The 15315-nt window shown below is 73.4% G+C and carries 10 protein-coding genes; 8 read left to right on the top strand and 2 right to left on the bottom strand.

The features are described from left to right. Positions 1-40 precede the first annotated feature (40 nt). On the top strand, positions 41-1432 hold the full coding sequence (locus ACWEN6_RS18260; RefSeq protein ID WP_452571254.1) for a lipopolysaccharide biosynthesis protein: 1392 nt from the start codon (positions 41-43) through the stop codon (positions 1430-1432). Continuing rightward, complete coding sequence (locus tag ACWEN6_RS18255) at positions 1429-4788, top strand: hypothetical protein (RefSeq protein ID WP_452571253.1); 3360 nt, start codon at positions 1429-1431, stop codon at positions 4786-4788. The genes ACWEN6_RS18260 and ACWEN6_RS18255 overlap by 4 nt, the downstream gene beginning before the upstream one ends. Before the next feature lie 18 nt (positions 4789-4806). On the opposite strand, the gene ACWEN6_RS18250 is transcribed toward ACWEN6_RS18255, so the two are convergent. Then, on the bottom strand, positions 4807-6192 hold the full coding sequence (locus ACWEN6_RS18250; protein ID WP_452571252.1) for a GH39 family glycosyl hydrolase: 1386 nt from the start codon (positions 6190-6192) through the stop codon (positions 4807-4809). Positions 6193-6511: 319 nt separating this feature from the next. Between ACWEN6_RS18250 and ACWEN6_RS18245 the strand changes: the two genes are divergently transcribed. From ACWEN6_RS18245 to ACWEN6_RS18235, 3 genes are all read left to right on the top strand, one after another. Continuing rightward, positions 6512-7090 carry a hypothetical protein gene (locus tag ACWEN6_RS18245; protein WP_452571251.1) on the top strand — a complete coding sequence of 193 codons (579 nt, stop codon included), beginning with the start codon at positions 6512-6514 and terminating at the stop codon, positions 7088-7090. 96 nt (positions 7091-7186) lie between these two features. Continuing rightward, positions 7187-8269 carry a GNAT family N-acetyltransferase gene (locus ACWEN6_RS18240; protein ID WP_452571250.1) on the top strand — a complete coding sequence of 361 codons (1083 nt, stop codon included), beginning with the start codon at positions 7187-7189 and terminating at the stop codon, positions 8267-8269. Positions 8270-8450: 181 nt separating this feature from the next. Next, positions 8451-9605, top strand: a complete 1155-nt coding sequence (locus ACWEN6_RS18235; RefSeq protein ID WP_452571249.1) for a DegT/DnrJ/EryC1/StrS family aminotransferase — start codon at positions 8451-8453, stop codon at positions 9603-9605. Between the two features lie 157 nt (positions 9606-9762). On the opposite strand, the gene ACWEN6_RS18230 is transcribed toward ACWEN6_RS18235, so the two are convergent. Continuing rightward, on the bottom strand, positions 9763-11283 hold the full coding sequence (locus ACWEN6_RS18230) for an aminotransferase-like domain-containing protein (protein ID WP_452571248.1): 1521 nt from the start codon (positions 11281-11283) through the stop codon (positions 9763-9765). A 66-nt stretch (positions 11284-11349) separates the two neighbouring features. Between ACWEN6_RS18230 and ACWEN6_RS18225 the strand changes: the two genes are divergently transcribed. From ACWEN6_RS18225 to ACWEN6_RS18215, 3 genes are all read left to right on the top strand, one after another. Next, positions 11350-11997 carry a pyridoxamine 5'-phosphate oxidase family protein gene (locus ACWEN6_RS18225; RefSeq protein WP_452571247.1) on the top strand — a complete coding sequence of 216 codons (648 nt, stop codon included), beginning with the start codon at positions 11350-11352 and terminating at the stop codon, positions 11995-11997. A gap of 155 nt (positions 11998-12152) precedes the next feature. Beyond that, entirely contained in the window at positions 12153-13850 is a 1698-nt protein-coding gene (locus ACWEN6_RS18220; protein ID WP_452571246.1) for a serine/threonine-protein kinase, read from the top strand. After that, the gene (locus tag ACWEN6_RS18215; RefSeq protein WP_452571245.1) at positions 13851-15275 is read left to right on the top strand and encodes a hypothetical protein; all 1425 of its coding nucleotides are present in this window, start codon (positions 13851-13853) and stop codon (positions 15273-15275) included. Positions 15276-15315: the final 40 nt, after the last annotated feature.

Raw genomic sequence — 15315 nt, 5'->3', positions numbered from 1 at the left:
GGGGAAGACGCCGCGCGTCGATGAGGGGGGTGACGCGACCATGAAGACGACAGTGACCGGCGACAGGCCGGAGGCGACGGACGCCGATGAGGCCGCCGGGAGATTGACCGTCCTGTGGCGGCGGCTCCTTCGCGACCTGCGCAACCCGCTGTTCCTCAACGGCTACGCGCTGATGGCCAACACCGGCGTGACCGCGGTGCTCGGCATGGGCTACTGGCTGCTGGCCGCCCGGCTGTACTCGCCGGAGGACTTCGGGCGCAGCCAGGCGCTGATCACCGCGATGCGGCTGTTCGCCGGGCTCACGGCGCTCGGGCTGACCGGCGCGCTCGCCCGGTTCATCCCCGTGGCCGGCCGGCGCACCGGCGGGCTCATCGGCCGCGGCTACCTCATCTCCACGCTGACGGCCGTCGTGGCCGCGGGCGCGTTCCTGCTGACCCTGCCGTTCTGGGGAGAGAACTACTCCACGCTGGCCGGCGTCGGTCCCGGCCTGTTCTTCCTGGCGTCGGTGGCCATCTGGTCGGTGTTCACCCTGCAGGACGTGGCGCTCGCCGGCATGCGCAAGGCCGTCTGGGTGCCGGTGAACAGCTTCAGCTTCGGCCTGGTCAAGATGGGCCTGCTGGTGGCCCTGGCCGGGGCCATGCCCGACGACGGCATCTACGTCTCGTGGGTGGTCCCGACCGCGCTCGCGCTCATCCCGATCAACATCCTCATCTTCGGCGTGCTGGTGCCGCGCCACGCCAAGCTGGCACCGGCCGGCTCGCGCCCGCCCCGGCTGCGCGAGATCGGCCGCTTCCTCGCCGGGGACTACCCCGGGGCGTTCTCGATCCTCGCCATCGTGTACTTCCTGCCGGTGTACGTCGCCTCGCGGGTCAACGGCGAGATGTTCGGGTACTTCTCCATCCCGCAGACCCTGGGGGCGATGATCGAGTTGCTGGCCATCAACATGGCCACCTCGCTCACCGTCGAAGGGGCCGGCGACCGCTCGATGCTGGCCGCCAACTGCCGTCAGGCGCTGCGGCGCGCGTACATGATCATCATACCGGTGGTGGCGGTGACCGTCGTGGCCGCTCCGCTGATCCTGGCGGTGTTCGGGCCGGGCTTCGCCGAGCACGGGGCGCCGCTGCTGCGGCTGATGGCCGTCGCCGTGCTGCCCCGCGTGCTGATCGAGATCTACCTGAGCGGGCTGCGCGCCCGCAGCGACGCCCGCACCCTCGCCGTCGTGCAGATCGGCCTGGCGGTGCTGGTGCTGTCGTCCTCGGTCATCCTGCTGCCGGTGGCGGGCATCACCTCGGTCGGGTACGGGCTGCTGTTCAGCGAGGTGCTGGTCGCCCTGCTGATCCTCCCGGGGCTGCGCCGGATACTCGGCGGCTCGGCGACGCCGGGGTCATCGAGCGCGCGGGAGGCGTCCGAGACCGCATCATGGTCCACGTGAGGCAACGGACAGGCGACGAGGTGACTGAGGACACGGCGACGAAAATCGCCACCCCGGCGGACGACGACGCCCTCGACCCCGCGGACGATCCGGACACCGGTCACCCCGCACACCAGAACGCAGGCGCCGAGGCCGACGACGCAGGCCCCGAGGCCGACCTGGAGGCCGAGCAGCCCCTCGACGCCGCCGACGGCCCGAACGCCGGCGATCCCGGCGCCGGGATCGCCGCCCGGGACGCCGAGGACGGTCCGGACGCCGAGGACGGTCCGGACGCCGAGGCCACCGACCCCGAGGCCACCGACACCGCCGACGCCGCTGACGCCGCTGACGGTCCGGACGCCGAGGCCACCGGGCCCGAGGAGGGTCCGGACGGCCAGGACGCTCTCGACGCGGAGGACGGTCCGGGCACGGAGGAGGCTCTCGACGCGGAGGACGACTCCGACGTCACCTCCGAGTTCGCCCGGCCGGTGGCCCTGCCGATCGACCGCGCCCCCGCGCCCGCGGACACCGCCGAAGCCGGTGACAGCGACGACGCCGGCGCCGCCGAGCCTGGTGACACCGGCGACGCCGAGCGCGCGGACGACGACGCCGAGCGCGCGGACGACGACGCCGAGCGCGGGGACGACGACGCCGAGGGCGGGGACGACGACGCCGACGACGCCGATGTGACCCAGGTGCTGCAACTGCCCGTCCAGCTCACCCCGTCCCGCGCCGCCGAGGGCGCCGCCGAGGGCGCCGGCACGGCGCCGGACACGGCGAGTGCCGACGCCCCCGCCGACGCCCCGTCGGACGACCACGGGGACGACGACGGGGACGACGACCGGGACGACGCCGCGCACCCTGATGACGAGGTCGCCGTGGTGCCGGCCGGGGAACCGGTCGACCAGGACGTCACGCAGGTGATCCCGCTGCCGCTGCCGGCCTCGCGCCCGCGGCCGGTCGCGCGGGCCGTCCAGGCGCCGCCCGCGCCCGAGGAGCCGCTTCGGCTGGACGACAGGGCCAAGGCTGCGGCGGGCCGGACGGACGCCCCAGACGACCAGGACGCCCCAGAGGACCCGGACGACTCCGACGGCTCGGACGACCCCGACACGACTCCGGCCGTCGCGCAGGCCGCGCCCGGGACTCCCGCCAAGCTCTCCGCAGCGACCGCGGCCACCCCGGTCGAGACGGCCCTGGAGGCGGAGGCGGTGGAGGCGGGCGACCGGGCGGCGGAGCCGCGGGTGTCGCGGCTGGCGGCGAGCGTGGCGTCGTGGCTGCCGCCGCTGCTGACCCTCGAAGGTCTGGTCATGTACGTGCTGGCGCTGCGGGTGCCGCACGGGGCCATGCGCGGCGTCGACCTCGACCGGATCAACGGGCTCGGCCTGATCTCGGTGCTGCCGGTCACGGCCTTCGCCGCGATCGCCCTCATCATCGTCTCGTTCTTCGTGACGCTGACCCAGAACACCGACCGCAAGGGCCTGCTGCTGTTCCAGCTCGCCGCGGTCACCTTCACCCTGCACGGGGCGGCGGCGCTGGTCGAGGCCGAGCCGCGCTTCCCCACGGCCTGGGTGCACGCGGGCTTCGCCGAGTACATCGGACGGGCGGGCGAGGCGCTGCCAGGGCTGGACGCCCGCTTCGCCTGGCCGGGATTCTTCGCGCTGTTCGGGTTCGTTCTGCGCGCCGCCGGGGTGGAGGATCCTTCGACGGTGCTGCAGTGGACGCCGCTGGTGTCCAACCTGCTCTATCTGCTGCCGTTCGTGCTGATCCTGCGGCAGATCGTGGCGACCACCCGGGCCCGCTGGTTCGCGGCGCTGCTGTTCATCCTGGTGCAGTGGATCGGGCAGGACTATTTCTCCCCGCAGGGCTTCACCTTCGCGCTGTACCTGGTGTTCGTCGCCGTCCTGATGCGCTGGTTCGGCCGCGCGGAGCCCAGGACGGCGCCGCTGCCTCCCAAGGGTTTTCTGCGGCGCACGCTGGCACGGCTCGACCGGCTCACGCCCGGGGAGCTGCCGGCCAGGCCGACGACGGTGACCGACCGGGTGGTGCTGCTGACGCTGCTGGTCGGGCTGTTCTTCGCCACCACGGCGACCCACCAGATCACGCCGTTCATGATGATGGGGGCGCTGACGGGGCTCATCCTGCTGCGCCGCAGCGCCCTGTCCCTGGCGCTGCCGGTGTTCTTCGGGCTGATCGTGATCGCCTGGATCAACTACCAGGCGACGCCGTTCTGGAGCGGCCGCATCGACGAGCTGTTCGGCGGCATCGGCAAGATCTTCGCCAACCTGCAGGAGAACACCGGCGACCGGCTGGTGGGCACCGACCCGCAGCACGGCATCGTGCTGAAGGTGCGGCTCGGGATCTGCGGGGTGATCCTGCTGTTCGCGGCCGTCGGGCTGCTGCGCCGGCTGCGGCGCGGCGTCGGCGACCGGGCCGCGGCGGTGCTGCTGTGCGTGCCCACGCTGGCACTCGGCCTGCAGAGCTACGGCGGCGAGATCGGCCTGCGGGTCTACATGTTCGCCCTGCCCGCGGCGTGCATCCTGGGCGCGTACGCGTTCTTCCCGAATCTGCCCGCGCACACCACCGACGCCCGCGAGGGCGAGACGGTGCCGATCCGCCGCCGCACCATGCGGTTCGCGCCGGGGACGACGCGGCGGGTCTCGGCGGTGCTCGCGGCGGTGACCGCCCTGGCGCTGGCGGGCGCGTTCCTGGTGGCGCGGTACGGCAACGAGAAGTTCGAGCGGGTCACCACGGGCGAGGCCGCGGCGATGCACTACGTGTACGCCCACGACCGGCCGAGCGCGCGGCTGCTGTACCTGGTGCCGATCCTCGGCGAGGAGGTCACGCCGACCATCCCGTGGCGCGAGCGCGACATCGACCGGGTCGAGTACGACCAGGCGCTCGTCACCAAGGATCCCGGCGACCTGGCCGGGGTGCTGACGGCGCTGCGCGGCAAGGCCCCGAACACGTTCCTGATCACCACGCGGGGGCAGGCGGCGTATCTGGAGCTGAACGAGGGCTTCCCCCCAGAGTGGGGCGAGCGGTTCCGCGCGGCCCTGGACGCCTCGACCAAGCTCAAGCGCGTGTACGCCAACCAGGACGCCGCCATCTACACCCTGCGCACCTATCCGAAGGGATCGGAGATCCCGCCGCCGGCTCCGGTGACGATGGTGGGCGACCGCTCGACGCCGTGGACCCCCTTCGGCCTCGTGGCGCTGGCGCTGGCCGTCTCGACGCTGTTCGCAGCGGAGCTCGCGCGGCTGCGGGGCACCGAGCGGGCCGCGCGCGGGCGGCGCAAACTGGTGATCATCGGCCTGCTGATGACCGCCGCCGCCCTCGCCGTCATCGTGGAGCGCTTCCTGACACTGACCTCCGGCTGACCGCGGGGCGGTCCGCGGTCACCGGCCGCGGTCGCTCCACTTGACGTCGTAGGGGGCGAACTCGAACGACTTGCCGTCGACGGTGACCGTCAGGGCGGTGGGCGCGGTGTTCACCATGACCATCTGCCGGTCGACGGCGAGCACCTGGACGCGCGGGTCGGAGACGCTCAGGTCGACCAGCTCGGCGCCGGCGGGGAACCACCGGGTGAAGCCGCTGAGCAGGCCGGCCATGGGCATCTCGTCGCCCACGCCGGGCGTCCACAGACAGCCGGGGCAGTCGTCGCCGGCCTTGCGCTGCGGGCTCCAGTACAGGGCGCTGGCCGTGCCGCTCCTGGCGAACTCCATCATGGCCACCGCCTGCACCGCCGAGCGGTGCTGCTCGTCCCAGTCGATGTTGTCGGGGGCGATGTACCACTCGGCCCACCAGACGGGCAGGTCGCCGCCGCGCTGCCGCAGCCACGCGGTGACGGCGGAGAACTTCTTGAGCGCGGTGAACTCGTCGGGGACCAGCCCGCGGTCGTTGGTGGCCGAGGATCCGTCGACGACGATGAAGTCGGCGCCCTTCTTGTGCGTGAGCCAGTAGTCGATGCTGGCGAGGTTCCTGCGGTCGACGGCGCCCCAGGGGCCGCGCAGGGCGGAGGCGTTGGCGCTGCTGACGTGGCTGTCGATCGGGATGTACGGGCCGCCGACCTGGATCTTGGGGTTGACGGCCTTGAGCGCGTCGTACACCCGGTTGTACAGGTCGGTGTAGGCCTCGACGTCCCAGTCGTTGTGGGCGTCGTCCCAGAAGCCCTTGAACTCGTTCCACACCATGTAATGGGTCACGGTCGGGTAGCGCCGGGCCACGGTGGCGGCGAGCTCGGCGTAGTCCTCGAAGTGGTCGCGCACCGGCGCCATCTCGATCTTGCTCCAGTTGGTGCGCCCCTCGGACCCGCCCTTCATCCAGTCGGGGGCGCAGCACAGCGTGAGCACGGGCTGGGACTTGGTCGCGGCCATCAGCTTGACGCGGCGGTCGAGGTCGCGGAAGTCGTACTTGCCGGGCGCGGGCTCGGGGTTGCCGGCGCCCCAGCCCATGATGTGCTGGTTCTCCAGCATCGGGACGCGGGCGAACAGGTCGGCCACCTTGGAGCGGACCTCGTCGCTCTCGTTGTCGGCGCTGTACTGGGTGTGGGTCACGCCCCACCGCGGCCAGCTGTCCACCACCGGCGGCTGCTCGAGGCTGGGCGGCGGCTCGGGGGTGGCGAGGATGGTGGCCGCGACGCCGTCGGACCGCCCGCCGCCGCGCTGGGCGGCGATGGCCAGGAGCCCGGCCACCAGGGCGAGGGCGAGGACGCCGGCGCCGATGGCGATGGGCCCTCGCCGGATGTAACGACGCCGAGCATGCCGGCCACTGCTCTCCAACACTCCGTCACCGTATCCGCTCACGCTTGCAGGACCCTTGAATGCTCCCACCGCGCGAGCGCCCGTGGGCGCCGTCCGCCATGGTGCTCATGGCTCGCCCACTTACCACCAGACACGCCCATAACCCTTTTAACGCCGCAAGTATCACTCTAAGTGTTGTTCCAAGAATCAAGCAGCATAAGGTGTCAACGGCTTGTTAAAAGGGGTATAAAAGCCGCGACCGAGGATTTGAGGGGGCACAGTGGCCCAGGCATGGCTGCCCGTCGCCAGTCGAATTCCCGCTCTCGAGGACGCAGGGCCGATGGCCGGAGGCGCGCCCCGGGTGGTCTGGTTCATTTGGCCGACCGACCCCCAACGGGTGTCGGCCAAATCGGTGGCCCAGCGGCTCGTCCAGATCTCCCGACCGGCCCATCTGGTGTGGAACCCCGTCACCGGGCAGATCATCCAGTCACTCCCGCCCACCAGGGCGGCCTGCGGGCTGCCGGGCGCGCTCAACCGGCAGGGACGGGTGTGCGTCCAGATCCGCGTGCTCGGATCGGTGGAGGAGCCGTTCACCGAGAGCAAGATGGACGGGCTGGACGACATCCTGTCGTGGCTGGACTCCTGGGAGGTGCCGCGCCGGTGGCCCGCCGGCCCTCCCCTGCCCTACCCCCTGTCGGTGGCGGCGCAGGGCAGTCCGCGGGTGTGGGCCAGAGGCGGCCACTTCGGCGCCTCGCAGGTGCCCGGCGCCTCCGAGGGGGACCCGGGGGCGATCGACGTGCACCGCATCGTCGGCGAGCCGCCCGCGAGCCTCGACGTCCCGCGCCCACGCGAGGGCGGTGCGAACGGCGCCGGCAGGATCGGCGCCGATGGACGCGACGTGGAGCGCGATCGCTACCAGCATTCCCCAATCACACCGTGATACGATCTTTATCGCCCTATTACATGGCAGGCACCAAGCTGGGTAGAAGGTGTAGGCGCCGTCTCAACACCACAGGGATCACCCCAGTAGGAGCCCATGCGCGTAACCGTCGTCCATCCCAGGGAACTCGGTCCCTCAGAGACGGCCCGCTGGCGGGCTCTGCAGGCCGCCGACCCCGCACTCGACAGCCCCTTTCTCTCGCCCGAGTTCACGATCGAGACGGGCCGGGTGCGCGAGCAGGCGCGGGTGGCCGTCCTCACCGACGGCGCCGACATCGTGGGCTTCTTCCCCTTCGAGCGCCACCAGTTCGGCATCGGCATGCCGGTGGCCGCCGGGCTCACCGACGCCCAGGGCATGGTCCACGCCAAGGACATCGAGCTCGACCCGAACGAGCTGATGAAGGCCTGCGGGCTGGCGGTGTTCGAGTTCGACCACCTGCTGGCCGGTCAGCCGCTGGTGCCCGCCAAGCACACCCGGCACCCTTCGCCGGTCATCGACCTGTCCGACGGCTACGCGGCCTACGTCGAGACGCTCAAGCAGGTGTCCGGCAAGACCTACAAGTCCACCGCGTACAAGACGCGCAAGCTCCAGCGCGACTTCGGCCCGATGCGCCACGACTTCGGCGTCACCGACGAGGCCGTCCTGCGCACGCTGCTCGACTGGAAGACCGACCAGTACCGCCGCACCGGCCGCACCGACCGCTTCGCGCGGCCGTGGATCGTGCGCCTTGTAGAGAACCTGCTGCGCATCGACACCGAGCACTTCGGCGGGCAACTCGACATGGTCTACGTCGACGGCCGGCCGGTCGCCGGGCACTTCGGGCTGCGCACCAAGACGACCCTCGCCGGCTGGTTCCCGGCCTACGACCCGGCCTACGCCAAGTACTCCCCCGGCCTGATCCACCACCTGGCGATGGCCGAGCGCGCCGCCGAGGCCGGCATCCGCCTCATCGACATGGGCCGCGGCGAGAAGGAGTACAAGGACAAGCTGAAGACCGGCGAGCTGTGGGTCACCGAGGGCCGCGTCGCCCGGCCGACTCCGGGGGCCGGAGTTCACTGGCTCGTCCGCGTGCCCGTCCGGAAGGCCCGTGGAACGGTCCTCGCCAACTCGGTGCTCCGCGAGACCGCGGACCTGGCGCTGAAAACCTACGGCAGGATCCGCACCACCATCGCCTCGTGACCTGCTCCGTGTCCGCGCGTCGTCCGATGACCGGCGTCCACACCGGCCTCGCCGTGTAACAGGCGCCCGCCCAGCCGGGTAACGGCCCCGCATAGACGGGTAACCACCCGGCTCCCATGCGCTACCTTTCTGCTTTGCCGGACCTGGTCCAGGCACCACCAGGCGGCGGAAAGAGGGAGCAGTGAGTCCCGAAAGACATCTCGCGGCGCGCACGGGGCGCGAGACCGTGTACCTGCCGTCCAACCGGCTCGGTCTGTACCTGGCCCTGCGGCACTGGTGCACACCCGGGCAGCGGCTGCTGATGTCCCCGATCTCGGCCGACGAGATCCTCTTCCTCGTCCTGGCCGCCGGGCTCATCCCGGTCATCGCGCCGGTCTCGGTCCTCGACGGCAACATCGAGCTGGCCCGGGTGCTGCTGGGCGCGGTGGACGCCGTGCTCACCACCAACCTGTACGGCCTGCCCGACGACGTGCTCGGCATGACCGGTCTGCTGGTGATCGAGGACGTCGCCCACGCGGCCGAGACGTCGGTGGACGGCCGGCCGCTCGGCACGTTCGGCGTGGCCGGGGTCTTCAGCATGTCCAAGCACGCGGGAGCGGGGTCGGGGGGCGTGCTCGCCGTGGACAGCCCGGCCGACCGGCGCGAGCTCGAGCGCGAGCGCGACCTGCTGCTCCAGCCGGGCGCCCTGCGCAGGGATCTGCTCGGCGTCGCCACCTCCGCCGCCCGGCGCACCGCCCTGCGCCTGGACATGGCCCGCCCCGCCATGCGGCTGGCCCGCGTTCTGGGCCTGCAGGAGCCGCGCCAGGGCTACCGCATCGCCCTGCGTCCGCAGGAGCTCGCCGCGACGCTCGCGGGCGGGCACGGCCTGCCGGCGTTCGACGCGTGGGTCCGCGCCGACCTGCACGACTACCGCAGCTCTCGCGGCGCCGTCGCCCGGTGGTACCAGGGGCGGCGGCTCGCGCGCCTGCCCAAGGAGCGGGCGGCGCGGCTGGCGGGCGTCGCCCGGCTGGCCGAGTTGCCGACGGCCGCCGCCGGGGTCCGCGCCCAGGTCGACCAGCCGCTGTTCCGCGTCCCGTTGCTCGTCGCCGACCGCGACGGTGCCATCGCCGCGCTGGAGCGCCGCGGAGTGCCCACCGGTTACCTCTACGACCCGCCGTACGACGACTACGCCGAGGGGTTCGTCGAGCCGTCGCCGGAGCGCGAGACGGCCCGCTGGTGGGCGCGGCACGTGCTGCCGGTCGACCCGCTGTACGCCGGGCGCGCGCTGCCGGTGGTCGAGTCGCTGCTCCCGGCTCCGCCCCCGCCGGGCGACCATCTGCTCCCCCGCGCCGCCTGACTCCCGTCCCCTGACTCCCGTCCTCTGCCGCCCGTCCTCTGCCGCCCGTCCTCTGCCGCCCGGCCGCACACGGCTCCGGCCCCGCGCCCGTCGCCTCCCCCGTCCGGCGCGGCCGTGGTCGGCGGCCCTGGTCAGCGGCCGTGGTCGGCGGCCGTGGTCAGCGGCCGGACAGCAGGGCGGCGATGACGGCGCAGCCCTCGCGGACCTCGGCCAGGGACGCCGAGCCGTATCCGATGACCACCCCGTGGTGGCGCACCGGGCCGTGGTGGTGCCGTTCGGTGGTGTCCAGCAACACGCCGCGCTCGGCCGCCGCGGCGACCAGGCGGCCCACCTGCCCGGCGGGCAGCCTGAGGAAGACGTGCAGGCCGGCGGAGTCGCCGCTCACCCGCCCGCCGAGGATCTCCACGATGGCGGCCCGGCGGCGCGCGTAGGAGAGCCGCGCCCGTCGCAGGTGGCGGTCCAGGTCACCGCGTTCGAGCAGCACCGCGACGGCCTCCTGGACCGGCCCGGAGGTCCGGTCGGCGAGCTCCACGCGCACGCGGGCCAGCTCGCCGAGCAGGGCGGGCGTCGCCACCAGCCAGCCGATGCCCACGTCCGGCGCCAGCGACTTCGACAGCGTGCCGAGCAGGACGACCCGTCCGGGGTCCAGGCCGTACAGGGCCGTCAGGGGCGCCACGTCGTAGCGGAACTCGGCGTCGTAGTCGTCCTCGACCACGGTGGCGCCGGTGCGGCGGGCCCAGGCCAGCAGCCGTTCGCGGCGCGGGATGGGCAGCCTGCCGCCCAGCGGGTACTGGTGCGCGGGCGTGGTGTAGAGGATGCGCAGGTCGTCGGGCAGCCCCTCGGTCAGGACGCCCTGCTCGTCCACCGGGCACGGGGCGATGCGGCCGCCGCGCGCGGCGATGATCGAGCGGGCCTTGCCGTACCCGGGCTCCTCCACGCCGGCCCGGTCGCCCGGTCGCAGCAGGGCGGCGGCGAGCAGGTCGAGCCCGTGGCCGGTGCCCCGGGTGACCATCACGTTCTCCGGTCCCACCGGGACGCCGCGCGCCCTGCGCAGGTGGCCGGCCAGCAGTTCCCGTAGGCGGGGATGCCCGTAGGGGTCGATGACGTCGCAGGGCGGCCGGTCGGCGGCCCCGCGCCAGGCCCGCCGCCAGGCCGCCCGGTCGTAGTCCCGCACCCATGGCCGGCCGGGCCGCAGGTCGACGACCCCGGCGTCCGGCACGTCCTGCGCGCCGGCGGCGGCGAACACCGTGTCCCGCCCCGCCCATCCGGCCGCCGGGCCCGCCGGTCCGGCGGGTGCCCGCGTCGCCGGGCCGTTCCCGGACGGCGCCCCTCTCGCCGGCCCGTGCGGGGCGCCGCCCGCCGGACGGGCGCCCCCGGCCGGGGGCGCGTGCGAGGCGCCGACGGCCGGACCGGCGATCCCGGACAGGTCGGCCACGTAGGTGCCCGAGCCGTGGCGTCCTTCCAGCCAGCCCTCGGCGTACAGCTGCTGGAAGGCGTCGGTGACGACCGTGCGGCTCACGCCGAGCAGCCGCGCGAGCGCGCGGCTGGACGGCAGTCGCTCTCCCGACCTGAGCATGCCCGCGCGCATGCCGGCCCGGAGCTGGTCGCCGAGCTGGACCGTGAGCGGGACGGACGCGTCCCGGTCGAGGACGAGGGGGAGGTCGACGTGGAGCGGCAAGTGGTCTCCTGAAACGGCGCGCCAGTGGACCTGCACCACAGGTCCACTTCTTCGTACGGTAATCGCATGCTGTCCTCGACCTCGCGCACCACCCTCAGGCGCGGCAAGCGCCGCGGCCGCACCGACCGTTCCGAGCTGTACGCCGTCCTGGACGCCGGACTGATCTGCCACGTGGGCGTGGTGGTCGACGGCTCGCCCATGGTCGTCCCGACCGGGTACGGCCGCATCGGCGACACCCTCTACCTGCACGGATCGACCGGCGCCGCGTCGCTGCGCGCGGGCGGGGAGGTCTGCGTGACCGTCACCCATCTGGACGGCGTCGTGCTGGCGCGCTCGGCGTTCCATCACTCGGTGAACTACCGCTCGGCGATGATCTACGGCACCCCGCGCCCGGTCGAGGACGCCGACGAACGGCTGGCGGGATTGCGGGCCATCACCGAGAACCTGGCGCCCGGCCAGTGGGAGGCCACCCGGCCGCCGGACAGGAAGGAGCTGGCGGCCACGGCGGTCGTCGCGCTGTCCCTCGCCGAGGCGTCGGTGAAGGTGCGCCAGGGGCCTCCTGTGGACGACGAGGAGGACTACGCGCTTCCGCTGTGGGCGGGGGTCCTACCGCTGCGGGTGAGCTGGGGGGAGCCCGAGCCCGACCCGGCGCTGCCGCAGGGGACGCCGGTGCCCGCCCACATCGCCGGCAGGGGGCGGCCGGACGCCGGGTGACCGCACGGAAAAGGGCCCTGGACGACCGCGCGGAAGGCCGGGCGTAAAGCGCCGCCGGGCCGCGCCGATCGCTGACAATGGCGCCGACAATATAGCAAATATCTATTTAAACATCACGGATCAGCCACGTCGCCATTAGGCTTCGTTGTCGCGTCATGGGTGGGGGCCCGGCCACAAAAGGAGACCGCATGGACGGCCAGAGCGGGGCATGGCGAGTCCCCGGATATACCGAGATTCGTGACCTGGGCAGCGGAGGGTCCGGACGTGTCGTCATGGCACGCTACGACGCGGACCAGACCTACGTCGCGATCAAATACCTGTCCGACGAGCTGTGCGCCGACCCGGGGTTCGTCGTCCGTTTCCGCCACGAGGCGCGGCTGCTGGAGCTGATGGACAGCCCGCACGCCGCCCGGTTCTACGAGTACATCGAGCACCAGGGCGGCGCCGCCATCATCATGGAGCTGGTCAACGGCGTCTCCCTGCGCGCGATGCTGCGCTCGGAGGGCCCGACCGGCGCCGAGGCGGCGCTCGTGCTGCTCAAGGGGTCGCTGCTGGGCCTGGCCACCGCGCACGCCAGCGGCGTCGTGCACCGCGACTTCAAGCCCGAGAACGTCGTCATCGAGGGAACCGGGGACAGCAAGCTCATCGATTTCGGCATCGCCGTGCGCTCCGGCGACGGGGTCAGCGGCGCCGGTACGCCCCCGTACATGGCGCCCGAGCAGTGGGCGGGCGCTCCCGCCGGCCCCAGCACCGACGTGTATGCCGCGACCATCGTCTTCTTCGAGTGCCTCACCGGCACCCGGCCGTTCCAGTCGCGCAACATGGCGGCGCTGGCGCGGCAGCACCAGGCGATGCCGCCGCCGGTCGAGCAGGTTCCCGCGCCGCTGCGGGGGCTCATCGAGCGCGGCATGGCCAAGCGCGCCGCCGACCGGCCCGCCACCGCCGACGCGTTCCTGGCCGAGTTGGAGGACGTCGCCCTCCAGGCGTACGGGCCCGACTGGGAGGACAAGGGACGCCGCCGCCTGGCCGCGCTGGCGGGCCTGCTCGCCCTGCTGTTCCCGCTGGTCGACGAGCTGCCCGGCGCCAGCACCTCGCTGGCGGAGACCGAGCTCGGCGGCGTCCGCCGGGGCCTGAGCAAGCTGAGCGTCAAACTCATGGTGGGCGCCGTGGGCCTGGCGGTCGTCGCGGCGGGCGGCGCGGTCCTGGTGGGGACGCTCGGCGACAGCTCGCTGCAGGCGCAGACGACGACCACCACGCCGTCGGCCACGCCCGCCATCGCCGGAGGCTCGCCCAAGCCGGCGATCGCCGAGTCGCCGGCGCAGGAGCCCTCCGAGGAGCCGACGGAGCAGGCGGAGGAGTCCGAGAGCCCGACTGCCGAGCCGACGGCGGCCCCTCCCCAGACCACGGCCGCCGCGGTCCCCTCGACCGCCCCGCAGCCCACCGCCACCAAGACCTCGCCGAAACCGAAGCCCTCCCCCAGCAAGAAGCCGACGAAGTCCGCCAAGCCCTCGGCCTCGGCCAAGCCGAGCCCGTCCGACAAGCCCGACACCTCCGATCCCAAGGTGGACGACACGCTGCCCTCCGGCAAGCCCAAGCCCACCCCGACTCCTCGCCCGACGCAGCAGCCGCCCCAGCCCTCTCCCGAGCCGTCGCCCAGTCCCTCGACGCGGCCCTCGGAGTCGCCGTCGTCACCGCCGCCGAGGGGCGACGTCGGCGACACCCCGTCGCCCGAGACGACCCCGCGAGGGGACGCGGTGGGCGTGCTGGCGGCCGGCCTGGTGACGACCGGGGCGGTTCCCGCCACACTTGTCCTCAGACAGCGCATGGCGGGACGGCACCGGAGGCGGCGGTAGATGCCAGATGGCGAGAGCATCGCGGGATACCGGCTGACGGGCCGATCCCGCGCCGGTGAGACCGGCACCTGGACCGACGCGGTCACGCCGGACGGCGGACGCGGCGGGGTCCTGTGGATCGATCCCGGGGTCCTGGTGGACCCCGGGGCACGCGACCGGGTCGTCGCCGAGGTGACCGCCGACCGGCGCCTGACACGCGGCGGCGTCGCGGGCCTGGTGCCGATCACCGACCTGGTCGCCGCGCGGGGACAGGTGTGGCTGCTCACCGCGCGGCCGGGAACGCCGTCGCTGGCCGAGCTGATGCGGGCCCCGGCCTCCGGCCCGGTCCCCGACGCCGGGAGCGCGGCCACGATCCTGGTGGAGACCGCGCAGACGCTGCTCGCCGTCCACTCGGCGGGCCTGGTGCACGGCGCGCTGCACGCCGGCACCGTGGTGATCGCCGAGGACGGCACGGCGCTGCTCGCCGAGCGCGGGCTGGTCCCGGCGCTGCGCGGCGCGCACGCCTCGGTCGAGCGCGACCTGGCCGCGTGGGCCTCGCTGGCCCGCGGGCTCGCGGCGGCGTGGGCGGCCGGCGACCAGCAGGCGGCGCGGCTGTTCGACCGCGCGGCGGCCACCGCGACCACCCATGGCCTGGGCGCCGCGCGCGACGCCCTGGTCAACGGGCGCGACCTGCTGCCCTCGGGGTTCGCCACCCGTGAGCGGCTGGTCCAGACGATCCAGTGGTGGTCGGCGTCGGCGGTGCCCACCGGGCAGCCCCCGCACCTGCCCCCGTCGCCGCAGGGCGTGGACACCGGTGAGGTCGTGACCCTGTTGTACGTGCCGGCGGGCGCCGGTGAGCAGCCGGCCCATCCGGCGGCCGATACCGGCCAGGCCCCGTCCGCGGCCACGCCGCCGGCCGGCGGCGAGATGCGGTTCGGCCCCGGGGTGCCGGCGGACACGACCGCCGCGCAGATCTGGCGGGCCGGGCGCGAGCAGCCCACCGTGGCGGCCGCCGAGCGGCTGGCCGCTCCGCGCAGGCGGCGGCGCCGACGCGGCGGCTTCGTCGGGTCCGCCGTGCTGTTCGCGCTGATCCTGCTGGCCGCGGCCTTCCTGTGGTTCCAGCGCGGCGCGCCGCTGTCGGTGACGGCGGTCCAGGTCAGGCAGCCGAAGGCCGCCGGGTGCGACACCACCGTGAACGTCGTCGGGGTGCTCACCACGAACGGGTCGGCCGGCCAGGTCTCCTACGAGTGGCTGCTGAGCAAGCAGAAGCCGATCAAGCACACCGACGCCGTGCCGTCCGGGCGGTCCAGCCACGAGGTCACTCTTGAATGGGACGTGAGCGGGCACGGTACCCGGAAACTGACGGCGCGGCTGCGCGTGTTGTCGCCGGTCGGCGCCTCGGGCGCCCCGCTCGAGGACGCGGCGACGTTCACTTATAAATGCTGACCGCGCAGATCGCTCGCCAAATGCGCGTAATAACGGGGAT

Source organism: Sphaerisporangium sp. NPDC004334, assembly GCF_053602655.1.
Note: the sequence above shows the minus strand (reverse complement) of the source record. Positions and strands in the feature narration are given on the sequence as shown.